General features: G+C 58.0%; 17 protein-coding genes. 10 read left to right on the forward strand and 7 right to left on the reverse strand.

Annotated features, from left to right (window positions below; genetic code table 11):
* Positions 1-22: 22 nt before the first annotated feature.
* From C8N45_RS16495 to C8N45_RS16510, 4 genes are all read right to left on the reverse strand, one after another.
* Positions 23-4,408 (reverse strand): chemotaxis protein CheB, encoded by a 4,386-nt coding sequence (locus C8N45_RS16495; RefSeq protein ID WP_168769505.1) that lies wholly within the window; start codon positions 4,406-4,408, stop codon positions 23-25.
* Positions 4,409-4,736: 328 nt separating this feature from the next.
* Positions 4,737-5,996, reverse strand: a complete 1,260-nt coding sequence (locus C8N45_RS16500) for an ABC transporter permease (protein WP_245882711.1) — start codon at positions 5,994-5,996, stop codon at positions 4,737-4,739.
* Entirely contained in the window at positions 5,950-6,660 is a 711-nt protein-coding gene (locus tag C8N45_RS16505) for an ABC transporter ATP-binding protein (protein ID WP_108387364.1), read from the reverse strand. Before C8N45_RS16505 ends, C8N45_RS16500 begins: the two co-directional genes overlap by 47 nt.
* Positions 6,653-7,894 carry an efflux RND transporter periplasmic adaptor subunit gene (locus C8N45_RS16510; RefSeq protein WP_108387365.1) on the reverse strand — a complete coding sequence of 414 codons (1,242 nt, stop codon included), beginning with the start codon at positions 7,892-7,894 and terminating at the stop codon, positions 6,653-6,655. Before C8N45_RS16510 ends, C8N45_RS16505 begins: the two co-directional genes overlap by 8 nt.
* Before the next feature lie 275 nt (positions 7,895-8,169).
* Between C8N45_RS16510 and C8N45_RS16515 the strand changes: the two genes are divergently transcribed.
* Together C8N45_RS16515 and C8N45_RS16520 are read left to right on the forward strand one after the other, a co-directional pair.
* Positions 8,170-8,403 (forward strand): hypothetical protein, encoded by a 234-nt coding sequence (locus tag C8N45_RS16515; RefSeq protein ID WP_114427853.1) that lies wholly within the window; start codon positions 8,170-8,172, stop codon positions 8,401-8,403.
* Positions 8,390-9,403 carry a hypothetical protein gene (locus tag C8N45_RS16520; RefSeq protein ID WP_108387367.1) on the forward strand — a complete coding sequence of 338 codons (1,014 nt, stop codon included), beginning with the start codon at positions 8,390-8,392 and terminating at the stop codon, positions 9,401-9,403. The genes C8N45_RS16515 and C8N45_RS16520 overlap by 14 nt, the downstream gene beginning before the upstream one ends.
* Positions 9,404-9,410: 7 nt before the next feature.
* Here the strand turns inward: C8N45_RS16520 and C8N45_RS16525 are convergent, their stop codons facing one another.
* The gene (locus C8N45_RS16525; RefSeq protein ID WP_108387368.1) at positions 9,411-10,229 is read right to left on the reverse strand and encodes a class II glutamine amidotransferase; all 819 of its coding nucleotides are present in this window, start codon (positions 10,227-10,229) and stop codon (positions 9,411-9,413) included.
* A gap of 128 nt (positions 10,230-10,357) precedes the next feature.
* On the opposite strand from C8N45_RS16525, the gene C8N45_RS16530 reads away from it, so the two are divergent.
* The gene (locus tag C8N45_RS16530) at positions 10,358-11,770 is read left to right on the forward strand and encodes a preATP grasp domain-containing protein (protein WP_108387369.1); all 1,413 of its coding nucleotides are present in this window, start codon (positions 10,358-10,360) and stop codon (positions 11,768-11,770) included.
* A gap of 199 nt (positions 11,771-11,969) precedes the next feature.
* Positions 11,970-12,644, forward strand: a complete 675-nt coding sequence (locus C8N45_RS16535; RefSeq protein ID WP_375342480.1) for a fumarylacetoacetate hydrolase family protein — start codon at positions 11,970-11,972, stop codon at positions 12,642-12,644.
* A gap of 60 nt (positions 12,645-12,704) precedes the next feature.
* Here the strand turns inward: C8N45_RS16535 and C8N45_RS16540 are convergent, their stop codons facing one another.
* A complete protein-coding gene (locus C8N45_RS16540; protein WP_108387371.1) occupies positions 12,705-15,443 on the reverse strand; it encodes a trypsin-like peptidase domain-containing protein in 2,739 nt (912 codons plus the stop codon).
* A gap of 361 nt (positions 15,444-15,804) precedes the next feature.
* On the opposite strand from C8N45_RS16540, the gene C8N45_RS16545 reads away from it, so the two are divergent.
* The 4 genes from C8N45_RS16545 to C8N45_RS16560 are packed head-to-tail and all read left to right on the forward strand — an operon-like array spanning position 15,805 to position 19,646.
* The gene (locus C8N45_RS16545) at positions 15,805-16,011 is read left to right on the forward strand and encodes a hypothetical protein (protein ID WP_108387372.1); all 207 of its coding nucleotides are present in this window, start codon (positions 15,805-15,807) and stop codon (positions 16,009-16,011) included.
* A gap of 27 nt (positions 16,012-16,038) precedes the next feature.
* The gene (locus C8N45_RS16550; protein WP_211095480.1) at positions 16,039-17,922 is read left to right on the forward strand and encodes a S8 family peptidase; all 1,884 of its coding nucleotides are present in this window, start codon (positions 16,039-16,041) and stop codon (positions 17,920-17,922) included.
* A gap of 60 nt (positions 17,923-17,982) precedes the next feature.
* On the forward strand, positions 17,983-18,699 hold the full coding sequence (locus C8N45_RS16555) for a hypothetical protein (RefSeq protein WP_108387373.1): 717 nt from the start codon (positions 17,983-17,985) through the stop codon (positions 18,697-18,699).
* Positions 18,696-19,646, forward strand: a complete 951-nt coding sequence (locus C8N45_RS16560) for an ATP-grasp domain-containing protein (RefSeq protein WP_108387374.1) — start codon at positions 18,696-18,698, stop codon at positions 19,644-19,646. The genes C8N45_RS16555 and C8N45_RS16560 overlap by 4 nt, the downstream gene beginning before the upstream one ends.
* A gap of 78 nt (positions 19,647-19,724) precedes the next feature.
* Here the strand turns inward: C8N45_RS16560 and C8N45_RS16565 are convergent, their stop codons facing one another.
* A complete protein-coding gene (locus tag C8N45_RS16565) occupies positions 19,725-21,761 on the reverse strand; it encodes a hypothetical protein (RefSeq protein ID WP_108387375.1) in 2,037 nt (678 codons plus the stop codon).
* Positions 21,762-22,050: 289 nt separating this feature from the next.
* Here C8N45_RS16565 and C8N45_RS16575 point away from each other — a divergent pair, with 289 nt between their 5' ends.
* Together C8N45_RS16575 and C8N45_RS16580 are read left to right on the forward strand one after the other, a co-directional pair.
* Positions 22,051-23,865, forward strand: coding sequence for a CARDB domain-containing protein (locus C8N45_RS16575; protein ID WP_168769506.1), 1,815 nt, complete (start codon positions 22,051-22,053; stop codon positions 23,863-23,865).
* Positions 23,865-24,467 (forward strand): hypothetical protein, encoded by a 603-nt coding sequence (locus C8N45_RS16580; protein WP_108387378.1) that lies wholly within the window; start codon positions 23,865-23,867, stop codon positions 24,465-24,467. The genes C8N45_RS16575 and C8N45_RS16580 overlap by 1 nt, the downstream gene beginning before the upstream one ends.
* The last annotated feature ends 271 nt before the right edge of the window (positions 24,468-24,738 follow it).

A 24,738-nucleotide genomic window follows, 5' to 3' on the forward strand; every position in this document is an offset into this window, starting at 1 on the left:
TCCCAAGACGCGATCTGCTGGTTTAATCCAGCAGGTCGCGCAGGGTCTTGGCCAATTCATTCAGGCTGTAGGGTTTACGCAAGATCGGATGGCGTTTGCGGGCAAACCCGTCCACCACCTCGTTTCCGTCGGCGTATCCCGTCGCCAAGAGCACCTTGAGAGCGGGGTTGATTTTCAGTGCCTTATCGGCGACGTCGAAACCGGTCATACCGCCGGGCATCACAACATCTGAAAGTACGAGCGCAATCCGGTCATTGCCTTGCAGAATTTCCAGCGCCTCTGGCCCGTTCTCGGCCGCCAACGTTTGGTAGCCGAGACCATTCAGCCGATTGACGGTCAGCCGCCTGACGCGCGGGTCATCCTCAACCACCAGAATGGTTTCGTTGCGTGATTGCGGGATCTTGGCCTGTTTCGACTTGGCTACCGCAGGCGCCGCTGCGGCTTTGACAGCGGGCGGAATATACAGGGTGACGGTCGTGCCAAGACCCTCTTCGCTATAGATTGCGACATGACCACCTGACTGTTTGACAAAACCATAGACCATGCTGAGCCCAAGGCCATATCCCGCACCAAGGCCTTTGGTTGTGAAAAACGGCTCGAACACGCGGGGGGTCAATGCGTTGGGTATGCCCATGCCTGTATCGGTCACAGACAGGGCAACATAGGGGCCGGGGTCCACATCCACCTGCGTGGCCGCGTAATCACTATCCAGAACCACGTTTCTGGTCTGAATTGTCAGGGTGCCGCCGTCTGGCATTGCATCACGGGCATTGATCGCAAGGTTCAGGATCGCATTTTCGACCTGACCGGGGTCGGTCACTGTCAGACTGAGATCATCGGCAAGTTCGGTCTTGACCGATATGTCATCCCCTAGTGTGCGCACCAAAATTGGCTTGACCGCAATCACCAGATCATTCAGCGACACGGTCGCGGGCTCAAGCGACTGTTTGCGCGAAAAGGCCAGCAGTTGCGTGGTCAGCTTGGCACCCAGTTCAGAGGCTTCCAGCGCTTCAGCCAGCAACTCTTTGGACGAGCGATCATCAAGCTCCATTTCAAGTAGTTCCAGATTGCCGATGATCACGGTCAGCAGGTTGTTGAAGTCATGCGCCAGACCACCGGTCAGCTGGCCGACTGCCTCCATTTTCTGGGCGCGCGCCAAGGCATCCCGGCGTTTCATGTCTTCGGTCAGATCATGCACAATGCCGGTGAAATTCCTCTCGCCGTCAATCCACCATTCGGCGACATTCAGGCGGATCGGTACCTCTGATCCATCCTTGTGGCGGGCGTACATCTCGCGACCAATGCCAATGATTTTTTTCTCTCCGGTTTCGAGGTAATGCGCCATGTAGCCATCATGTTGGCTTTGGTCGGGTTCCGGCATCAGCATCTTGACGTTCTGGCCAATCACCTCTGAGCTGTTGTAGCCCAGAATGGTGCGTGCGGCAGGGCTGTAGCTGGTAACGATGCCCTGTGAATCAATGGTGATAATCGCCTCGGGCGCTGCGTCCAGAATGGCGCTGAGCCGTGCTTCGCGTTCTTCCAGACCCTGCTGGATTTTCTGCCGTTCGGTGATGTCTTCCATAGCCATGAGAATAAGTCTGTTGCCATGGGTCTCGGACTTCATCTGACGGGCATTGACCAGAACGCTGCGTTTGCCAAGGTCGGCCACCTCGATCTGGATTTCATGCCCTTCCACGGTCGTCTTGTCGGGCAATATCCGTTCAAGCAACTTGCGCAAGTCAGGCTGGTTCCACTGCCCGCCTTGCAGATTGAACAACTGCTTGCCTTGCACGGCCTTTGATGTTGTCTGAAAGATGGAACAAAATGATCGGCTGGCCCTGACCACGCACAGATCCTCGTCCAGAACCAGCATCGGTTCACGCACTGTCCCAATGATGTCTTCAGCAAATTGCAACGCGGATTCGTTTGACTGCTGCAACGCCTTGAGGTCGCTCACATCCGAAAAGGTGACAACAAAGCCATCGATTTTCCCGTCCTGTGTCCGGTAGGGCAGGATGCGGCGAATGAACCATTTGCCGTCGGTGGCCTGCACTTCTAACTCGATCGTGTTCAGATCCACGAGAACCTTGAGAGAGTCCTCAATCAAGGAAGGGTCGTTGATCTTGCCCGTGATATCACTGAACGGGCGGCCGACATCATTGGCAATGACGTTGAACAGCTGTCTGGTGGCGGGGGTGAAACGCATGATCTTGAGGTCACGGTCCAGAAACAGGGTCGCAATCCCCGAGCTGGACAGCAGGTTATTGAGATCATCGGTCAGGTGATGCTCGTCTTCGACCTTTTGCTGAAGCTGGGAGTTCAGCATTGTCAATTCTTCGTTCAGCGATTGCAGTTCTTCCTTGGACGTTTCCAGTTCTTCGTTGGTCGACTGGAATTCTTCGTTCATCGACATCGCTTCTTCGTTCGAGGCCTTCAATTCCTCGGACGAACGTTCATATTCGCGGATCGTGTTCTGCAACTCCTGACGGGTGGCTTCCAGTTCCAGCTCTAACTGGGTCCTGATCGGGCTGTCGTTTCCATTTTCTGCGGCTTCCTCCACGGCCTCTTTGACAGGCGCGTCCGCGAATGTCACAAGCAAGAGCTTGACCCCGTCCACCACCATCGGAAGCGCGGAAATTGTCACCAGCACACTGTGCCCCGCACGGGTCAGATTTCCCGTTGCAGTCACGTCCTGTTCGGTCTGAAAGGCGGTCCTGATCGTGCTCCCAAGCTTGGCGCGCAACCCGGGGCGGGCCATCGCCAACAGATCCTGACTGGCCTCGCCGGCGGGCACCTTGAGGTATTGATCCGCCGGCCCCTGCACAAACAATGTCTCCATGCCTGCATTGATCAAAACAGCGGCGGGTGCATATCGCTCCACGAGCAGTTTCTGGCACAGTTCGGCCAGTTGCTGCCCGTGGCTGATCTCCATATTGCGTGCGGCAGGTATCGCGCGGCCAAAGACCGGCGACTTGCCAAGCGGAAAGTCCAGATGCCGATGACGCGCCTTGCCCACCCGCTTGTAAACCCGGTACTTTTTGGACTTTGGCGCAAAATATGCGCCGTGACTGTTCGTGGTCTCCGAGGACCCCAGAAACAACAAACCGTCATCATTCAGCGCGAAGTGGAACATCTGGATGATCCGTTCTTGCGCATCTGAATTGAGGTAAATGAGCAAGTTGCGGCACGATATCAAATCAAGTTTGGAAAACGGTGCATCGGCCAGAATATCCTGATGCGCAAAGACCACCGCATCACGCAAATGCGCTTTCACCCGGTAGGAATGATCTTCCTTGTCAAAGAAGCGGGCCAGACGCTCGGGCGATATGTCACCCACAATCGCTGCGGGATAGACCCCCTCGCGCGCGATTGCGAGTGACTGGTCTTCGACATCGGATGCAAAAATCTGCAACTTGACGTCTTTGCGAACCGCCTGAATTTGCTCGATAAAGAGCATCGCCAACGAATAGGCTTCTTCGCCGGTAGCACAGGCGGGCACCCAGATGCGCACAGGTTTGCCGGGCGCGCAGTTCTTGACCACATCGGGCAATACGTTTTTGGCCAGATAATCGAACGCCTCAGGATCGCGAAAGAACGATGTGACACAAATCAAAAGATCGGCCCTAAGCTGTTGTGCTTCTTCAGTTGAATCCTTTAACAACGCCAGATAGTCCGCCGCATCTTCCATATGGCGCAACGCCATCCGCCGCTCAATCCGGCGCAGCAGCGTGCCTTCCTTGTAGAATTCAAAGTTGATCGGGTTATGCGCCTTGAGAACCTCTATGATTTCAGCCATCGCGCTGCGTGCATTTTCGCCCAGCGCTTTTGATGTCGATCCCCTCCGCACATAGGGTTGTGCGGCATATTTGGAAATCGCCTTGGGCATCTCGGCGACCGGCAGAGTTTGGTCGACCATACCTGTTGCGATCGCATTGCGCGGCATCCCGTCATGTGCCGCTTCGCGGGGATCCTGCGCCAGAACCATACCGCCGCTTTCCTTGATGTTGCGGATACCCGCCGTGCCATCACTACCGGTCCCCGACAGAATGATGCCGATGGCATTATGTTGCTGATCGTGGGCCAGCGACCGAAAAAAGAAGTCAATCGGCAAACGCATGCCCCGCCGTTCAGCGGGTTCACTGAGATACAGGATACCTTTTTCGATCCGCAGAAACTGTCTGGGCGGAATGATATAGACGTGGTCAGGCGCGATTGGCGTTCTGTCTTGGGCCAGCGCCACGGTCATTTTCGTGTGTTTGGCCAAAAGATCGGCCATCAGGCTTTCGTGGTCCGGGTCCACATGGTGGATGGCGATAAATGCCATGCCGGTCTTGTCCGGCATCGCCTCAAAGAAATCAGTGAAGGCCTGCAAACCACCGGCAGAGGCCCCAAGCCCGACAACCGGCATGGCGAAAGGCGCGGCCTTTGTCGTTGACGTCTGTCTTCGAGGTTTTGGCGTCGCGCGCCTTTTCTTTGCAGCCGAATTGGAACGGTCTTTTCGCTTGGTCGGCGTAGATGGCTTTTTGGGTTGTCGCACCATCAGGGTATGTCCTGTTCGTCACTAATTTGGTTAAAATCTACGCAATTCCCCGAAGATTGGCCAGCGTAGTTGGATCAATTGCGTCTTCCCGCGACTGCAAATCGGAAAGTTTCTTGCAGGCTTGCGTTGAAGCGGGGACCGGCACGGCGCACTTTCGGTGCCAGAGAGTGCCAAGGCAGGTCAATCGACGTTTGCACTACTCCCGCCTTAACGCATCAATCGGATTCATGCGTGCGGCGCGACGGGCCGGGAAATAGCCAAAGATCACCCCAACAGCTGCCGAAAAAGCAAAAGCCAGCAGCACGATCACGGGGTCCGGCTGGAATGGGATCGACAACATGTTCGCCCCCAGCAGGCCAAGGCCCAACCCCACAAAGATGCCAATCACCCCTCCAAAAAGCGACAGGATAATCGCCTCGACCAGAAATTGCAGCAGCACCTGTCTGGCCTGCGCCCCGATCGCCAGCCGGATGCCTATTTCGCGGGTACGTTCGGTGACCGACACCAGCATGATGTTCATAATCCCAATCCCCCCGACCAGCAGGCTGACAGCAGCGACCGCCGACAAAAGCCCTGTCAGAACGCCGGTGATGCCCGACAGCATCGTTGCCAGTTGCTTCATATCCATCACACTGAAATCGTCATCCTCGCCCCGACCAATCCGGCGGATATCGCGCATCAGCAACTCGATCTGTTCTTGCGCGCGTTCGGTCGCCACGCCTTCGCGGACGGCGACAATCATCATCGACACATCGGTGTTACCGGCAATCCGGCGCTGAAAGGTCTTGAGCGGCATGATCACGAAATCATCCTGATCGCTGCCAAACGTTGACGCCCCCTTCGATTTGGTCAGGCCGATGACCTCGCACGACAGCGTCTGAATACGAATGACTTCGCCGACCGGGTCCGCGTTGCCGAACAAGGATTTGCGCACCGTTTCGCCAATCACGCAGACCGGTTTGCCCGACTGGAGTTCGCTGGCATCGAATATCCGACCACGCGCCATTTCCCAGCGCGCAGCGGTGAAATAGCGGTTGTCGGTGCCAATGATATCAGTCCGCCGGTTTTCATTGCCAAAGACCGCACGGGCGCGCGAGGCGCTCAGCGGTGCGGAAACCTCAACCACGCTTAACTGTTCTTCAAGCAGGTTGTTCATGCGCACAGTAAACATCGGGACAGCCGTACCCGGGGGTCCGCCTTGCATGGCGTCTTGTCCGGGCATGACCATCAGCATGTTGGTCCCCAGCTTTGCGACGTCGGCGGTGACCTGCTGCGTTGACCCCTGCCCCACCGTGACCATCGCAATCACGGCGCCCACACCGATCACGATGCCCAACACCGTCAGGAACGACCGCAGCGCATTGCGAAAGATCGCTTGCACCGCCAGTTTGATCGTTTCCCACAACACACTAAGCCACCACCCTTGCTGTCGCGGCGTCGCTTTCGATCCGCCCATCAACCATCCAGATCTTCCGTTTGGCATACTCTGCCATGTCTGACTCGTGCGTCACCATGATGATTGTCAGCCCGTCGCGCTGGTTCAGCTCTTGCAGAACTTCCATAATTTCGACCGATAACTTGGTATCAAGGTTGCCCGTCGGCTCATCGGCGAGAATGACCTGTGGATTGCCTGCAAGTGCGCGCGCGATGGCAACCCGCTGCTGCTGGCCGCCCGACAATTCTGAGGGATCATGATGCGCCCGCTCGGCCAATCCGGTCTTGGCCAGTGCTTCGGTTGCGGCGCGATGACGTTCGGTACGCGACAGCCCCTTGTAGATCAGCGGCAGTTCGACATTCTGCAAAGCGCTGGTGCGCGGCAAAAGATTATAGCCCTGAAACACAAAACCCAGATAGTGGCGGCGCAGCAAGGCACGCTGGTCCTGCGTCAGTTTTGCCACCTCAACCCCGTTAAACAGATAGTGGCCCGCTGTCGGGGCATCCAGACAGCCAATCACATTCATCGCGGTCGATTTGCCAGAGCCGCTGGGCCCCATGATCGCCACGAACTCGCCCGCATCAATATCCAGATCAATGCCGTCAAGCGCACGCACTTCGGCCTCTCCTGTGCCGTAGATGCGTGAAATACCGCGCAGCCGGATCAATGGAACAGGTTCAGGCATCCACACGGTCCACGATAACCTCATCACCTTTGTCCAACGCACCTTCGATGATTTCTGTTCTGATCCCGTCAGTCGCACCCGCAACAACCGGGATTTCCACTGGCATTCCATCGCGCAATACCCAAACCGTGCGGTCATCCCCCATCCTGCGGGTATCCGGGCCATCGGGGATCAGCATCCCCAACAGGCCGACCGTTTCGTCTTTTTCTGCGTCAGGCACAGCGGGCGGCACATAGCGCAGCGCGGCATTCGGGACCGTCAGCACATCCGATAGTTCCTCTACCGTAATCTCGGCTGTGGCGGTCATGCCCGGACGCAAGGACAAATCGGCATTGTCGATGGTCAGCACCGCCTTGTAGGTCACGACCCCTTCGACCGTTTCGGGCGCAAAGCGTATTTCGGATATCTCGGCAGGGAACAGACGCTCGTCATAGGCATCCACCGTGAATGTGGCCTTGTTGCCCACGGCCGTGCGACCGATGTCAGCTTCGTCGATATCGACCTGCAATTCCATCTTGGTGAGATCCTCGGCCAAGGTGAACAATATCGGTGCGGACAGGGATGCTGCCACGATCTGCCCCGGATCAACGGCCCGGTCCAACACAACGCCGGTGATGGGCGAACAGATACAGGCCTTGTCCAGTTCAGCTTGGGTCAGATCAAGATTGGCTTCGGCCAAGGCACGGTCGGCAAGCGCTGACTGCAACTCGGCCTGTGCACGCACATAGGCCGCTTTGCGCGTCACAAAGGTCTGATGCGCCGCGACGCCACGTTCCTCCAGTTGCTCGACGCTGTCGTACTGGGTCTTTGCTTCCTCAAGCGTGGCCCGCGCCATTGCGACACGTGCGATTGCACTGTCCAGCGCCGCCTTGCTGACCGCCAGTGATGCCTCAAGCTTGGTTGTGTCCAACTCAGCCAGCACATCGCCCGCAACGACCTGGTCATTGAAATCCACGCGGACTTCATCAAGGGTGCCCGACAATTCGCTTGAAATCTCGACCAGATTGGTCGGCTCGACAGTGCCGGTTGCAATCACGGTGACGCGCAAATCGCCCGTCATGGCAGGCGCGGTCACATAGCGCACGTCCCTTGTTTCATCCGTAAGCGTCGGCCAGAGCAAAACCGCCACACCAACCACGACCACACCAAGCGCATATTTTGCCCACCGGGGCATGCCGCTCTTGTGGTCGTCAAGGCCGAGCTTTCTGGCGACGTCATCTGCTGTTTCCGACATGCTGCACCCTCAATTGTCATTGAAACCCCGGATCAGACGCAGGCGGACTTTCCGTTCCCGTCACTGACGCGGATGATGCCGCAGCACGATCAGCAGGTATTGATCTTGATCAATCAGACCCCGTGCAGAGCCACTACCGTAGCTTGTGATTTCATTGCGCGCCCAGGTAGAAACCATGCCTAAATCATTCACTTTATTACAAAAACTGACAGCTGCGCTTGCGGTCCTGCCGGGCGGCACCGGGACAGCATCATGAACTGTGGGCGGGCTACAGCATGACCGATCAATTCATCAATGACCTGCTCGCAGGGCGCGTGACAGGCCCGACCAGGATCAAAGATTTGGTCATCATCCCGCTTTTCGCGATCGTCATGGCGCTGATGAACAGGCCGATCCTGTCTGCGTTTCTGCCCATCGCCCCTTTCGTCACTGCGATCATTCTTGTTGCCGGTCATTTGGGCCGGATGCTGCGACTGGAAACCGGCGGGACACCCGATGCCCGGGACTAAAAGCGGCCTACACATCCGGGTTGCGCAGCTGTTGGGCAACGCCACGACCATTGAAACCAGCAAATCATGGGTCTTTCTGACTGAAACCCACGTCTACAAACTCAAGAAACGGGTCCGGGATGAGTTGCAGGACCTGACAAGCCTGCGCGGGCGTCACGATAATGCGCTGACTGAAATCGACCTCAACCGGCGTCTGGCGCCACAGACCTATTTGGGTGCGCTGCGGTTGCGCGAAGATGCCAATCACACGCTGGCGCTTTTTGGTCCGGGACGAACAATCGACTGGCTGGTTGAAATGAAGCGGCTGCCGGCAAGCCGGATGCTGGACCAAATGATTTTCGTGCATGGCGGACAGCGCGAAATTCTTGCCCCATTCATTGATATACTAGCGCGCGAATTGATCGTTTTCTATCAGTCCTGCCCCCGCACCTGCCTTGGCCCGGACGAACTGTTCTCGGTCGTGCTTGACCAACAAGAGATGAACAACGCTGTCCTGTTTGATCCGCTCTTTAGCGACCAATACGCACGTTTCAACGCGGTCACCGACGCTCTGGGTAATCTGTACGAGCGCACCTACGACCACATGGCTGACCGGGTCGCCAAAGGGTGGATCAGGGAATGCCACGGCGATCTGCGGCTTGAACATATCTGCCTGATCGATCCACCGGCCATTTTTGATTGTCTGGAATTCAACCGAAACCTGCGATTGCTAGACCCTTATCAGGAAATAACCCAACTGGGGATCGAGGCCGATCTGATGGGCGCGCCATGGATAATGACGGCGCTGTGGACCGCCCTTGCAGACGCGCTTGGCAGCCCTGCAAATGCCGCACTGCGCAACTTCTACGTAATTACTTACGCTCTACTGCGCGCGCGCCTTTGCCTTGCGCATCTTTTACGGCCTGCACCGCGCACCCCTGAAAAATGGCTGCCCCTTGGGCTGCGCTATATCGCGATGGCCGAAAGGTCGCTGGGTATTGAAGGCACCCCGGACACGTAGCCGCCAATCAGCGCCCCAGCGGTTCCATATCCAGACGGTAGTCTTCAGCGATACTGTAGATCGTCTTGTTGGGGACCTTGTACCAGTCTTCGTCCGGTGTCACCGGTTCCGAGGCAATCTCGACCGCTTGATATGCGGTGCTTGGTTCATGATGCACGTGCGATTTGCCACAGATCGGACAGGCATAAATATGATCGCGCACCAGATAATGGAGCGAGCGGTTATAGCGCGATCCAATCACATGCGTGCCGTCGGTCAGAACGATATTCAAGCCCACCTTCGCCTCTGGCGCGACCTCTGCCGACCATGCAATCACCTGCTCCAACCCATGCCGCACGGTGTCTTTCAGACCCCGTTCCGGATGGTGCAGAAACAGGCTGAGCAGATAACGAAAGACATGCTCGCTGTCGGTTGTGCCCCTGATTTCGACACGGTGCAGCGGGTCAGTATGTTCCAGCATCAGCGGACGCACCTGATCAAACGCGGGCACCGTACCATTATGGGCAAATATCCATTTGCCGTGATGAAACGGGTGCGTGTTTTCAATGCTGGTGCCGCCAACAGTTGCCCGGCGGACATGGGCAAGGACCGTGCGCGCATAGACCCGTGCCGCTTTTTTGGCGAAATGTTCGCCATGAAACGCCGCCCATGTCTGCTTTTCAACCAAGGGCAGACCATTATTATAGTCGGCGACACCCCAGCCATGACCATGCGAATAGCCCTGCATATCGCTTGCACTTTGCGCCATCAGCGCATTCTGGGCAATGACCAGCCCGCATTCGACGCGGGTGGGCTCATTGGCGTGCATTGCATAAAGACGGCACATTTTTCGCTCCTGTCAGCTTTTGGGAACAGGATACAGTTCAGGTCAGATCCACGTTGACATAGATCAGTCTTTTGCAGGTGATGGCCGTATAGCTCTAAGAAGCAATCCAGCGCGAAAACAGGCCGCTTATGTCCAATGATAATACGCTGACAAACCAACTTCTTGCTGATGAGCCTGCATTCCTGTCATCGCTTGATTTCGGGCCGCATGTGACGCAAGGCACCGGCGCAGGCCCGTCGCTTCTGATCGGCGACATGTCCCAGATCAGCCTGATGCAACCGCCTGGCAGCTCTTACCTTGATTACCGGATGGCGCATCTGGCCAAACCCGGTGACATTGTTCTGGTCGGGCGCAGGGACCCGGAATTCGACAGCTATCTGGCGCAGGTACGCGGACTTGATGACATCACGATCCTTGCACCCGATCCGCTGGACGGGGGTCCAATCGCGACAAAGGCGATGGAGAAGGACCTGCTGCAACAGGCAATCACGGACATCACCCGCAAACATGGTGGTCTGACGGTCAAATCCTATCTGACCACTGGAACAATATGGCGGCTGGCACAACAGATTGGCGCGGCCACTGGTTGCACCATAAACGTCAGCGGCCCTGCCCCGCGCATCAGCGAAAGGGCAAATGACAAATTGTGGTTCACGCGATTGGCGCGCACGATTATCGGGGCCAGTGCCGTGCCGCCGACAATGCCCGCCTATGGCCCCGATGCCGCAGCGGCGGTTGCCCTGAAACTGGGAAAGTCAGGGGAACAGGTTGTTGTCAAAGTGCCTGACAGTGCAGGGTCAGCGGGCAATATCAGGCTGGATTCCACCCTGATGGCGCAGCAAACAATCCAAAGCCTTGAAACCCTGTTGCTGGATCGTCTGCATGCGACGGGCTGGGCAGACCGCTTTCCGATCCTTGTGGGCGTTTGGGACAGGCACGTCACCCATAGCCCTTCTGTCCAGATGTGGCTGCCACATACCACTGATGGCCGGCCCATTTCGCTGGGGGTCTTCGAACAAGCCGTTATGGGGCAAGCCGGTGCCTTTATCGGCGCGGTGCGCTCGACCCTTCCAAAGGCGATGCAGGACGAACTTGTGGCGCAGGCCACCAGAATCGCTGCCGTTCTGCAAAGGCTTGGCTACTACGGGAATTGCAGCCTTGATGCCGTGATCTACAAAGATGAAAGCGGGACCCGTCACATCCATTGGATTGAATGCAATGGGCGTTGGACAGGTGTTTCGATACCTCTGATCACGTTGGATAATATCACGCGGGGCAAGCGCCCAGAGGGGATTGTCGTTGTGCAGCAAACCTTGCAAGGGCGCGTGATCGGCACCACACGGGCTGTTGAGGCGTTGGATGATATGTTGGCGCGGCCCGGATCCGACGCAGCCCCCGCAAACGGCGTCGTGCTAATGTCACCGCCCTCCGGCGCGCGCAGCATGGTTATCAATCTGCTGGTCTTTGCCGAAAGCCAGTCCGCAGCAGACGAGATGGCCCAGCGGGCAATAACACTGCTGAGAACCCACTCCACCGGCTAAACCAAGCCAGCCTGTGGCGCCACGCATTTCGGGCAATTGGTCGGCTGTTTGTGCCAAGGACCGACAAATCACCGTCACTTCCAAACGATCCATCTGGCTGCATTTCATGTTCGCGTTGAGTTGCGATTGATCGGCGACAAACACTCACCTAGATTGATCATGAAATCCTTGCTGGCCGGAGCCCCAATTGACAGAATACGTGATCGACACCCCGCCCGTGGTCGCCCTTCCGGTCGTCGGAACAGATGCAAAGTTTCCGGTCCGTCGGGTGTATTGCATCGGTCGCAACTATGCCGCCCATGCGATCGAGATGGGCCACGACCCGGACCGCGAAGAACCGTTTTTCTTTCAAAAGAATCCTGACAATCTGGATGTGTCCGGCCTGTTCCCCTACCCACCCCAATCCAGTGACGTCCACCACGAGGCCGAAATGATCGTCGCCCTCAAATCCGGCGGAACCGACATTGCGCCTGACAATGCGCTTGGCCATGTTTTTGGGTACGGACTGTCACTCGACATGACCCGCCGAGACTTGCAGGGCATCCAAAAGAAAATGGGGCGGCCGTGGGCAATTGGCAAAGCCTTTGAAAAGTCCGCCCCCTGCGGCCCGTTGCATCCTGTGTCGCAGGTCGGACACCCCGATTGCGGCCACCTTGAACTGAAGGTCAACGGTGAAACCCGTCAAGCCGCCGACCTGAACCAGATGATCTGGAAGGTCCCGGAAATGATTTCTTACCTGTCTGCCTATTTCGAACTTGCCGCAGGCGACGTGATCATGTCGGGCACACCTTCCGGTGTTGCCGCTGTCGAAAAGGGTGACGTCATGACGATGACAATTGACGGGCTTGGCAGCCTTGAGGTCAAGGTCGTCTAAGCCATCAGGGTCAGCGCAATCACAATAACAGCCCTGCCCCTTATTTGTGGGCTGCAAACGTCAACACTGATCCTGCCCTTTGCCCGCATCGTTCATCTGGATCGGTGCGTCGCGGTTGACCATCCGGATGACCAACGGCATGTGGTCGGACACGTCTTGGGTGAAATCCGCCACTGATTTGTCAAGCCGCACGATGGCGGCGTCATCGCCGCTGATGGGTGACATCCGCACGTCATTGCTGACCACGATATGATCGATCAGAGACCTGTGGCTTGCCCCCACATAAGACAGCGCATTGTTGGCCGCATCGTCGGTGGTCAGCGTGAACAGATCAGGCGCATCGGTCAGCGGAGCAAGCACATCGGTGTTGAGCGTTTCATTCAGATCACCACCCAGCACCACGGGCAGTTTCTCGGTCTTGCGAATGTCGGCGATCACCTCGGTCAGAATCTCGGCGGCAAGACGGCGGCGTGCCTTGCTTTGCGGATCTCCAAAGGCCTTCAGGTGCAGCAGGATCATGATGAATTCCACCTGCTCTGCGTTCTTGGTATTGGGGGCCACCTTGACATGCGCGATCAGCGGGCGACGCGGAAAGGCCGTGCGCCCTGTGCCAGTCGTCGCGGCCCACGCGGTCTTGTGACGGTTCAGTATCTTGGCCGAGATGTTTACCTCGGTCGTCTTGCTATCATACAGCACGGCCAGATCCTGCCGGCCTTTCACATCAAGGTATTTGTACGAGTAACTATGCCCAAGCGCCTGAAGTGATTCAACGACGCGGTCCATCGCGTCTTTTTGCACCTCCACAAGGCCCATCGCATCAAGCGACAGATGGCCCAGTACGCCTGCCACCTTATCCACCCGCGCATCAGTAATTGCATCATTGAAATGCTCGATGTTCCAAAAGCCGATATCGGCGAATTCAAGCGACCCTTTGTATTCGGGCACCTCGACTTCTTCCGGGCGGGCCCCGGTGATCCCTGCAATATCAAAGAACCCCAAATGTGGCGAACTGTCCGGGATAGTGGACAGCAATTCCATAAGCGCGCCTGATGCGGTGGCTTCTGTGTGCTGGCGGGCAACCAGATGCGATACGATGGCCGCCATGCGCACACCTTCGTTGGTGGTCACGCCGTTTTCAATCCAGCCAGCATGATGCAGCGCCACCAAATCCCACGTGTTATTGAAAACCGGACTGCCCGATGACCCCGGTTCGGTGTCGGTTTCGTACCAGACCACCTTGTCCTTGATCCGCAACACATCATTGTTATGCAAGGCCACCTCTTTCGGGCGGCCCCGCGGATGTTGCACGATGTTGACCTTTTCGCCCCGCGTCACAGTGGACGGGTTGCGCAACAGCGGGATCGGGTCAAAATCGGCAAGCGCGGGGTCGTCGCACCCAACAATTGTGAAATCCAGTTCCCTTGAGGTGATAAAGAAACGATCCGGATCAAGGTTGACCATCAAGCTGTCACCGCCCTCTTCAAAACGGAATTCGGCCAGCGCGTCGCGGGCTTCTTCTTTGTCGGCGATCACATGGTTGTTGGTCATGATGAAATTGCTGGTGGCAATCAGAAAACCGGTGCCGGAACCACCCGGCAGGTTGATCCGGCAGACAGAGGCGGCGGCATCCGCCCCGTGATACAGGAAACTGGCAGGCAGGAAGTCGGCGCCCCCCGATATCTTTTCGAAATGCTGCGAGATATCCTGTTCGATTTCCTTGCGGCGGCTTTCATCCTCGGTCGGGGGCAGCGGGGTAGCCAGCAATTCGCGGCCCCGGTAATCGACGAGTTCACGAAAGGCTTCGGGCTCGAGGTCCTGCGCATCGATCATCGCCTCTTTGCCCGGCGACAGGCGTGCCGTTTCTTCGAACGCATGTGGCGCGCCAAACATCGATGCAATGACAGAGCGGAACTTGTTGGCAGCGTCCGCGTAGCCCGCGTTGTTGGGATGCAGTTCGTCATGCCAGTTGTCGCCCACCGTATTGAGACAACTGACATGCGTGACCGCCCCGGGAAATTCGCTCGCCAGCCCTACCAATGCGATGTTGAAGCGGTCAATCAGTTCGGCCACGATCTGGGTTTGAAGTGTCTGGTCCTTGATGCCCAGACTGGCCATCGGCTTGCCCAGCCAGCGGGCGTTGTCGGGCTTGGCATAATCATAGCCATGGCACAGGATCTTGAGGCTGGGAAATTCAGCCAGCAACGACTTAAAGATGTTGCGATAGACGCCGATGATATCGTTCAGACGGCTGGCAAAAGTGGCATTCGGGTAATCCTTGACCGGTCTGCCCGCTTTGAAGGGGTGCAAGGCGGTCTTGAGCATGCCGTCGCCCAACAGGTCGTTCCCGCCACCACTGATCAGGAAAACATGGGGCTTTTGCTGCCGGACCGCTTGCAGGATTTCATCCTGATCCAGCATATCCTGTACCAGATCACCCGCAGCACCCAGACTGTAGATCGCGTAGTCATCGAAAAGCTGGTCAATCACATCGCACAGCAGAAACGGGTACTGAAACCAGCTGTCACCTTCGGACACGACACGCAGGCCGGTCCAGCCATTTGCGATCTTGCGCTGATATTTCTTTTGCCGCCGCCGTTTGGACATGGCGTTAAAGAAACGCATGGCGACGTCGGCCTCTTTTCCTTCATCATCAACCAGTTCGGGGTTGATCCGCACTTGCGGGGCAAAAGCATCAGATACATCCGGGGCAGCCTGCAAATAGGCAGCAATTTCTTCGTCGGGGGTATCAATGTCACGGATTTTGGCTTTGAGTTCTGTCAGTGTAATTTGCTTTGTCATAATGCACCTTCGTTGAATTGCCGGCCCCGGACCGTGCAAATGCCAATGTGAATTTTCGTGGTGCGTCGTCTCCGATATCGGGTTCTTCTGACCCTAAAACTGTCGTAGCGCGGAAATCGGACGCTCCGTCTTGTGGCGAATGCACTGTAAAATAGACATATCGCGAGGTTCGCGTATAATACTCTTGTTAGGTCGCTGGCGGAACCCGCCAATTGATATTTGTCAAATCTGGCCCATCAGACGACCATACAGTTTTTTTTAGGCGTTTACCGCACGTTGCACAGGAGAATTGTATTTGCCTGAGCCGACTTTGATAACAGTTATTCTTAAACCCGTGCCGGAGCCCTCTGGCGCGGTTTCTATGGCTCAGGCATTTGCGATGCTCAAAGACTGGGCGGCCACACATGATGTGACTGTCCAAACACCTGTCGACAACGATGCGGAAACCTTGCGGTTTGCGGCTGTTCTGACCTCAGACGAGGCGCAGGCAGACGCGTTGATCGCTGAACTTGTGGGTAAGGCGTTCGTTGACACAAGCTATAGAAAGCCAGCTGACGCCCTTCCCTAGCGATTTACCTATGGAGGAGCTTGAGACATGACCGAGGATACACCCAACAACGCGCCTGCGTCACCGCGCGAGACGATTGTCGTGATGCAGCCCGACGCAGGCTTGCGCGCGTCCGCAGGCAGGTTTGAAACCACCACAGCAGAACCTGTCACCGATCTTGAAAAAGTGCTGAAGAAATACAAGGCGAGCATGGCGCCGATCTTTGGCACCACAGAAGAGCGGATCGAGCTGGAAATGATGGAGGAAACCGCCGAAAGCGATGCGCCCATGCCAGAGCTGTCGCGTTTCTACAAGCTGGAGGTCGAGGACGCCAAGGCCGAAGAGGCAGCCGCCGCAATGGCCGAATTGAGCCAGGTCGAGGCGGCTTACGTCAAGCCCGGCGCAGAGCCACCTGTGATGCCGGAAAGCGAAGCCGCCCCCGCCGAGGAAGAGCCGCCAGTGACGCCAAACTTTGTGTCGCGGCAAGGCTATCTTGATCCAAGTCCCGTGGGAGTCGATGCCCGCTGGGCATGGGCGCGCGGTGGCGGTCGCGGCCAGAATGTGCGCATCATCGACATCGAAGGCGCGTGGCGGTTTACCCACGAAGACCTGCGCCAGATGCAGGGCGGCGTCGTGGGTGGGACCCAATCCACCAACATTGGCTGGCGCAACCACGGCACTGCGGTGCTGGGCGAATACTCGGGCGATCACAACAGCTTTGGGATTTCCGGAATCGCCGATCGGGCCCGCGCCTCGGCCGTGTCGATCTTTGGCGGGATGGGGTCGGCAGGTGCGATCCGCCATGCCACCACCCGTTTGCGCCGCGGCGATGTGATGTTGCTGGAATTGCACCGGCCCGGGCCACGGCACAACTTCCAGTCCCGGTCCGATCAGAAAGGCTATATCGCGATCGAATGGTGGGAAGACGACTTTGCCGCCATTCTGGCCGCGACCCGGCGCGGGATCGTCGTTGTCGAAGCCGCCGGGAACGGTGCGGAAAACCTTGACGACAATCTCTATCAGACGCGGCCATCGGGGTTCCCCACAAGCTGGACCAACCCGTTCCGCCGATCAAACCGGGATTCGGGGGCGGTTGTCGTTGGTGCCGGTGCGCCGCCTCCGGGCACACATGGGCGCAACCATGGGCCAGACCGGTCGCGGTTGGACTTTTCGAACTATGGCGCGCTGATTGATGCCCAGGGTTGGGGCCGCGAAGTCACGACCTGCGGCTATGGCGGGCTTCAGGGCGGTCACGAGGATGTCTGGTACACCGACACATTCTCGGGGACGTCATCCGCATCACCCATAGTAGTTGGTGCCGTGGCATCTTTGCAGGGGATGGCGCGCGCACGGGGCACGGCGGTGCTAAGCCCCGCCAAGGTCCGCCGTTGCCTGCGCACAACGGGCGCTGCCCAAACCGACGGCCCCGGTCGCCCGCGCACCCAGCGCATCGGCAACCGTCCCGACCTGAAGGCCCTGCATCGCTGTGCCTTTGGCCCGGTCATCAAGCGCAAAGAGTTCATAAAAGAAACGATCAAAGAGATCGAAAAGAACAAAGAGCGTAAGGAATTCATCAAAGAGATGAAGGAAAAAGACCGCAAAGAGGTCAAAGAGAAAGAGATCAAGGAGTTCAAGGAAAAGGATAAGGACCGCTTTGAAAAATCGATTGAGAAGCGTTTTGACAAGCAGGTAGAAAAGCAGATCGAGAAACAGCGCGAAGGCGGGCTGACACCAACCGGTGACACGATTGAAGACCGCATGGCGTCGCTGGAAGCGATGGTGGGCGAGTTGACCCATTTCATCACGTCTGAACTTCGTCCCGATCTGGCGCAGGGCGCGCAGGATTATGCAGGGGACTACGACGAAGACCCCGAAGTGGCAGCCCAGATGGCCAAGGATGAAAAAGACGCCAAGGACACTGAAACCTTCTGATCCCACAGCGCCCCTCTGACCAGTTCCGGGGGGCGCTGCATTTCTTTGAAAGTTTTTCCTATGCTACTTTGTCTATGCGCGCCCGACGACCGCGCGGCGCAATGGTTTACGACCGAACTGCGCAGGCGGCATGGCGTGCAGGCGCGCATCGTCACCCCGCAGGAATTGGTCTATGCGCCCGACATGCACTTGCGCTCTGATGGAACCGCGTCCAGCAGCAGCGTGACGCTGAAATCGGTTGGGCCATTGGACAGCGCATCCATCACGGGCGTGATCAACCGCATTGCCTTTTTGCCCGATGGGCATTTGGCCAACGTGGCCGCCACAGACCGCACCTACATACAGCAGGAATTGCTCGCAATCTGGTCCAGCTGGATAAGCGCCCTCCCCTGTACGGTACTGAACCGGCCCACTGCGACATCGATATCCGGACCGATGTATCACCCCGCAGTCTGGCACCATAGCGCCGCCGCAGCCGGGCTGCCTGTGGCGCAATTGACCTATGACGCCGATCTGCCTGACCCGGTGCCGCCGACGCCTGTGCAGTCGGCGATTGTCTGTCAGGGGCAGTGCCATAGCGCATCCTTGCCCCCCGCCCTTTTTGGCGCCTGTTGCGATCTGGCAGCCTTTGCGGGGCTTGATATGGTCGAGCTTTTCTTTGGTGCCGGTCCCGATGGTCCGGTCTTTTCTGCCGCCTCACCCATCCCAGACCTTGGCCGCGCGGACAGTGCACTGCTTGCGCAGGTCGCACAGATATTCCACGGCGCAGCACCATGATCGTGCTGGCAGGATTGCCCGATGAGCCGCCCATCGCGCGTGTCGCTACTGCGCTGGATGATTTGGGTATCGCGTACCGCATGATCGACCAGCGCCGCCACGCGGACATGCATCTGTCGTTTGATCCGGCAGGTGCACAGGGTATCTTGCAGGGTCACCTGCGCTGTGCAGGCGAAGAGGACATCGCGCTTGAAACCGTCACCGGGCTCTATCAGCGCCTGCATTCTGATGACAGCTTCCCAGACCTGTGTGACCTGCCGCCGACCCACCCTGCAAGGGTCCGCTTCGGGCGCATCGTGACCCTGTTCACGGTGTTTTCCGACCTCTGTTCCGGCCGGGTCCTGAACCGAACCCCCGGTATGGGCACCAATAATTCCAAACCGTTTCAGGCGCAGATCATTGCACGTGCAGGGTTTGCCACCCCGCGCACGCTGATTACCAACGTCCCCGACAAGGCCCGCGCCTTTGTGCTGGATGCGAAGGCGCACGGCACAGAGGTGATTTTCAAATCCGCCAGCGCCGTGCGGTCGATTGTGCGCACGGTCACGGCTGGTGATCTGAACCGGCTGGACCGGCTGCGGATCTGTCCGGTGCAGTTTCAAGAGAGGGTCACAGGGCGCGACGTGCGCGTGCATGTCGTGGGCGAACAGGTCTTTGCCACCCGCATTACAACCACGGGTGTCGATTACCGCTATGCCAGCCGCGATGATGGCGGCGAAACCGATCTTGCGCCCTTTGCCCTGCCACCCGAAGTGGCCGCGCGGTCGGTGGCCTTGTCACAGGCGCTTGATCTGCCACTTGCGGGCATTGACCTGCGCGAGACGCCGCAAGGCGAATGGGTCTGTTTCGAAGTGAACCCAAGCCCCGCCTATTCCTATTATGAAGCGAACACGGGCCAGCCGATTTCGACTGCGATCGCGCAGTATCTGGCGGGGATGTCGGACTAGCGGGTGTATCTTTTGATACTTTTTGAACAGCCCCCGACCTTCTGCAAGGTCGGGGGCCATTTTTTGCCTGCTGCGGTCCTAGCGCGAGACGCAGAAAGATCGCCACATCGTCGTATGTCTGCTGACAGGGCTGAAGTGGTTGTTGCCGGGAACAAAGTTCAGCTGCACGGCCCTGTCCCACGCCCGGAAATGCACCGTAAAGCCACACACGTCCGGCAGCGCTGTCGGCACGCTTTGTGCTGCGGCAACGGTCGCATAGGCCGCTGTCAGATCAAATCCGGTCTTGAGCGGTATCAGAATGGACGCAGGCGGCTGCGTGCCAGTGCTGTTGAGATCCGCACGGCCATCATCAAAATGGGTCTGATCGGTCGCATCCGTGATCATATGCGCCCCCACGACAAACCCGCCCGACCAACGCAGATCATACTTCCAGAAATGGTCGTCGTTGATCCGCCCTTTCATGTCGAGCACCACATCCTCGCCCTCGCCTTCGACCTTGCACTGATCACCCAGTGGTGAAGTCTCGGACGCGCGGTAGATGTCAAACCACATGTCGCCGGTCCCTGACGACGTTTGCAGCAGGTTGTCAGGCAGGCTGATCCGGTCATTGTCAATCTGCACGCGCACAGCGCCACTGACATAGGTCGGGGTCGCGGCCCCGATTTCACGCATCACCAGACGGACACGCACCAAGGCATTGCTGGCACCGGTGGTCGAATCCCAGACAGCAAGGCTTGGCGGATCACCGCAACCGTCAAAGCGCCGATAGTCCGTCACCGCAAACCAGCCAAGCGCATCGCTGTCATAGGTGTCATTGCGCGAAATCGGGCATGGCGAAAATGGAGTCGGCCGCACCATGCGCCGCCAGTTATCGCTGGCCATATGCACAACACCGGGGTCGGCAAAGGTCGGGAACCCAGCACCCTGGTCGATTTCCACCCGGTACTCGTAAAGTGCCAGATTAGGGCAATTCACAACCTCGGGCATGGACCCCTGAATACGGATATCTCCGGCAAAGGGCCGTTGCGCAACACCACCCCAATCACCAAGACCTGTGGTCGGGTCGATGACCCCCACTTCCACCCCGCTGATAAAGGTGATCGACGGCGGTGCACATTGCGCCACGTCACCGATATTGTCGTGCAAGGCATCCAGCCCCAGATCCCGGCTCGCAGGTTCCAGATTCTTCAGCAGATCGCCTGCCTTCAGCCAGATCGCAGGCCCCGGTTGCAGCACGTCGCCATCGGTAAAGGGCGTCGGTCCAAAGCCCACGATTTCGGTGGACATCAGTTCGACCGGGACGTTCTCGATCGGGTCCAGTGCGGGGGTAAAGGCGTCAAGGCCAAAATCCACACCGCGCACCGGAATGCCTGCGGGCAATGCGGGCAGCAGTGACGCGTTCGACCGGACAATGACGCCATCGCGCGCCGACAACAGATCACCATCCAGAAACAGCGGCTTGCCGATTTCAGGCGGTGTGCCCTCGGTGGAAAACCAGATATCAATGTCCAGCTCTTTCAAAAAACCGGCCAACTGCTCTGGATCATCCTGAAACGTCCCGTTGCGGGCAATCGCTGCAAGCCGCCGCAAGCGGTCTTCTTCGCCCACAAGGGTCACTGCATCCAGCCCCAGGTCAAGTGACCGCGGGGTGTTGAATTGCGACAGCAGCGCCGCGTTGGGAATGATACCGCCCGTTGTGAACAGCAGATCACCCGCAGTGAACTGATCCCCATTGGGACTATCAAGTTCGGTCGAAAAGGCAATCAGTCTGCGGTTCTCATCAACAGACGCCACCGCATCAAGTCCCAGATCAACACGCGCGATATCGAACCGGCGGATCAGGTCGGCATTGCGCCTGCATATCCGCGCACCCGCCGACACATGCCACGCCAAGAGGTCGCCGTCCGAGATGATCGGATTGCCATCGGCAGGTGCGGGTCCTCTGGTCAGAAAATCCTCTGACGTTGAAAACAACAACCCGCTACAAGGATCGTCTTGCGCCACTGTGACACCGGGCAAGCTGCCCAAAATAGACAAAAGGCCGCCAAATGTGGCAGCCAGAAAACGTCGGCGCCTGAATCCCCGGCCCGAGGCGTACTGAAAATGCATCGACATTACGAACTCCTCCAAACTGATATTTTAGAGGTCGTACTGTAATGCCAGCGACCTGCTGCAAATTGAGCCATGTCAATCCTGCGGAGAGTGCAGCATCAAAAACTACCGCAAAAGAAGAGCGCCATGACGCACTGAACGGCGCATCTTTGATCAAAATCAACGCGATATCCATGCAATTGGGCAAGCTGTCGTCATTGCTGCACAATCACAAGCGAGGCGCCCGATGAAAAGCTGCCGTGCTGACACACCTGCCAGACCTTTTCCTGTCCGCATTTGTCCGGCCTTGCAGATGCTTGGGATGCTTCTTTGCAGCCTCTTTTTCGCCAGTGCGGTACTTGCCCAGACCTTGGAGGTGGAATTCGCCCAAGGCCCGTTCGACGAACCCCGCGTCAGGGCCGCCGCGTTTTCAGTCGCGGATTGGCAACAGTTGTCGGGCCAGTACGGGCAGGCTGTCCGCTACGTCATGGTGCGTTACGGGGATGACGAAGTCTGGCACGAACAAACGCCACAGGCACCCGACAGGGCCCGCGCGCTGATGGCGGAAGCGGGCTACATGGATGGATTTCCGACGCCTGCGATCATCTTTCATGACCAGTCCACCGCGCGGCTTGCGGTGTTGATCCGCAGGGCCTTATCCACAATCGGGGTCGAGGCATCCACCCAGCTTGTCGCACCACAGGATCGCGCGGCGGCCATAGCGGCCACACAGTATAACTTTGGCCGAGAGCGCATTGAAATACCGTATATTTTTCTCACAACCTCACGCCGGACACCACCGATCGAGCGGTTGAATCCGGTGGCAGACCTGATCGCGGGGCGCCCACTTGTCCGTTTCAACCCTGACACACGGATGCTGCTGGTGCAGGTCCCTGTTCAAAACATCGGGCGCGGTGAAGCACCGCCAAGCACCATGGCCTTGAATGATCTTAGCCGCAGGTTGCGCTTTGCAAACGTCCGCGTGCCCGCCATCGGGCCCCGCAGTGCAACGCAGGTCGAGGTCACAGCGCCCGTCCCCGAAGCGGCATTGGGGCAGGAACTGCTGCTTCAGGCCATTGTCGATCCCGACGAACGGGTTTTGGAATTGAACGATCAAAACAATCTGTCACCAACAGTTCCCTTCACACCGCCCGAGCCACGACCACGACCGGAGCCGAAACCTGACTTGACCGTGGAATGGCAGCGTCATGCATTTGATCCGCAGACCGGCGTGCTGACGGTCGCACTTGTCGTGCGCAATAGTGGTGCGGGCAATGCAAAGGCCCATGCTGTCGATATTATCGATCAGGACGGGGCGCGACTGGCCCGGTCTGCTGTTCCCCCCCTGAGCCCGGACAGCCTCTTTGAAGCATCTCAAACCATCTTGGTAGCCGAACGCAGCCTGGGCCGGACCATTGTGCTTGCGGCCATTGTCGATTCTGCCGATCAGGTGGACGAGACGAATGAACGCAACAACCAATGCCGTCTGCAACGTATCCCTATCCCCGCACCCGAGCCTGAGGAAGAGGTTTTCGCGGATCTGGCAGTGCGGATCTCGGCCACGTCTGTCCAGAACGACGGTCGGTCCGTCGATGTGGCGCTCGAAGTGGTCAATACTGGTGCCAGAACCAGCCCTTCGACATCGCTCACCCTGCGCGGGGACACGGATTCTGAGGTCATCAGGCTATTCGTGCCCTCGTTGCGTCCTGGCACCAGTTGGTCAAGCACCCAGACTGTCGTTTCACGTTTCCGGGCAACCGGCGGCGCGTTTGAATTGCTGGCGCGGGTCGATCCCGACAATCTGATCCCGGAAACCAACAAGGCCAACAACCGGTTTGTTCGGACGGTCATGCTGCCCTTTCCCTATTTGATCTGGGGAGGCGTGGGGCTGGCCGTCATTCTGGTGCTGTCGATGGTCTTTCCGCGGTTTCGTCCCGGTCCCAAGCGCCCAAAAGCGCAACGCGACAGCCCCCCGAGCCCAAAGACCAGCCTGGACTACGTGCCCAGACCCGACCCCGGCTTTCAGCAGATCGATCCAGACGATGCCGGCGGGGCCGTCAAACTTGAAGTGTCGCTACGCGCCGTGACCGACGCTGGCCAACAGACCTTGATAAAGGAGGACGCATAATGGCTGACGCACAGACCGACATTGCCCCCCATACGCTTGCCGACCTCGCGGGCAGCGCGGATATGCAAACGGACGACCAGCAACTTCCAGACGAAGCGCGCGACGCGCTGCGCGAGGACATCGGGTCATTTGGCGCAGGATTGGCGCAACTGTTCACCACAGCAGGCATTCTGGTTGCCCTAAACAAGGCCCTTGATGTGCCACTGACCGATATTCTGAAATCCGGCTGGAGCAGCGCAGTTGACTTGCAACCCTATCTGGACCCGGAAAAACATCCGCCAGAGGAGACTACATGGGTCGACTTTGGCAAACAAAAGCTAACCTCGACGCATAATCCGAAACTTGAAGTGCTGGTCAACGGCAAGCGGGTCGGCACACTCACGTTTGACGTGGTCCTGACCCTGCATATCACCGCCACGAAACTGCTGGTCGGCAACGGCCGCATCTGGCAGGCAACTGGAACAGCCTTCAAGGGCGACTGCAGGCTGTCCTACAAGGGCTTTCCTTTCATCAAGAAACAGATCGCGAAAGTCAGCCTGCCGGGCACGCTGAACTTCGCAGAGGGTGTGCGCATTTCCAAACTACCGGTGGCCGTCGGTTAGGGTCAGGCCCCTAAGGCGCGACACCGGTGTGCTTGTACTGGTGCTGCGCCGAGATCGCGGAATGCGGATTGGGCTCGGCGCGGCCAAGGGGACCCTGCGCCGGAGCCCAAGCGTGCAAATCCAAGCCAGCAAGTCGGCCTCTGGCGCGGGCAGGCTCAGTATCTGGTACACACATTGCGACTATACCGAAAAACGCCCCTGCGTTATCGCACGCCTGTCCAGCCGTTCTTCCCGCGGGTTTGGCGGTGGCGGCGCATCAGGGCGCTGGTTG

It is taken from the genome of Yoonia sediminilitoris (genome assembly GCF_003058085.1).
GTDB lineage: Bacteria > Pseudomonadota > Alphaproteobacteria > Rhodobacterales > Rhodobacteraceae > Yoonia > Yoonia sediminilitoris.

Bases quoted from the DNA above. Each gene is read 5' to 3' on its own strand.
- C8N45_RS16575 (WP_168769506.1), top strand. From the start codon at position 22,051: ATGCTTGGGATGCTTCTTTGCAGCCTCTTTTTCGCCAGTGCGGTACTT.
- C8N45_RS16525 (WP_108387368.1), bottom strand. From the start codon at position 10,229: ATGTGCCGTCTTTATGCAATGCACGCCAATGAGCCCACCCGCGTCGAA.
- C8N45_RS16505 (WP_108387364.1), bottom strand. From the start codon at position 6,660: ATGCCTGAACCTGTTCCATTGATCCGGCTGCGCGGTATTTCACGCATC.
- C8N45_RS16500 (WP_245882711.1), bottom strand. From the start codon at position 5,996: ATGGGCGGATCGAAAGCGACGCCGCGACAGCAAGGGTGGTGGCTTAGT.
- C8N45_RS16565 (WP_108387375.1), bottom strand. From the start codon at position 21,761: ATGTCGATGCATTTTCAGTACGCCTCGGGCCGGGGATTCAGGCGCCGA.
- C8N45_RS16555 (WP_108387373.1), top strand. From the start codon at position 17,983: ATGCTACTTTGTCTATGCGCGCCCGACGACCGCGCGGCGCAATGGTTT.
- C8N45_RS16580 (WP_108387378.1), top strand. From the start codon at position 23,865: ATGGCTGACGCACAGACCGACATTGCCCCCCATACGCTTGCCGACCTC.
- C8N45_RS16550 (WP_211095480.1), top strand. From the start codon at position 16,039: ATGACCGAGGATACACCCAACAACGCGCCTGCGTCACCGCGCGAGACG.
- C8N45_RS16520 (WP_108387367.1), top strand. From the start codon at position 8,390: ATGCCCGGGACTAAAAGCGGCCTACACATCCGGGTTGCGCAGCTGTTG.
- C8N45_RS16545 (WP_108387372.1), top strand. From the start codon at position 15,805: ATGGCTCAGGCATTTGCGATGCTCAAAGACTGGGCGGCCACACATGAT.
- C8N45_RS16530 (WP_108387369.1), top strand. From the start codon at position 10,358: ATGTCCAATGATAATACGCTGACAAACCAACTTCTTGCTGATGAGCCT.
- C8N45_RS16495 (WP_168769505.1), bottom strand. From the start codon at position 4,408: ATGCCGGTTGTCGGGCTTGGGGCCTCTGCCGGTGGTTTGCAGGCCTTC.
- C8N45_RS16560 (WP_108387374.1), top strand. From the start codon at position 18,696: ATGATCGTGCTGGCAGGATTGCCCGATGAGCCGCCCATCGCGCGTGTC.
- C8N45_RS16510 (WP_108387365.1), bottom strand. From the start codon at position 7,894: ATGTCGGAAACAGCAGATGACGTCGCCAGAAAGCTCGGCCTTGACGAC.
- C8N45_RS16515 (WP_114427853.1), top strand. From the start codon at position 8,170: ATGACCGATCAATTCATCAATGACCTGCTCGCAGGGCGCGTGACAGGC.
- C8N45_RS16540 (WP_108387371.1), bottom strand. From the start codon at position 15,443: ATGACAAAGCAAATTACACTGACAGAACTCAAAGCCAAAATCCGTGAC.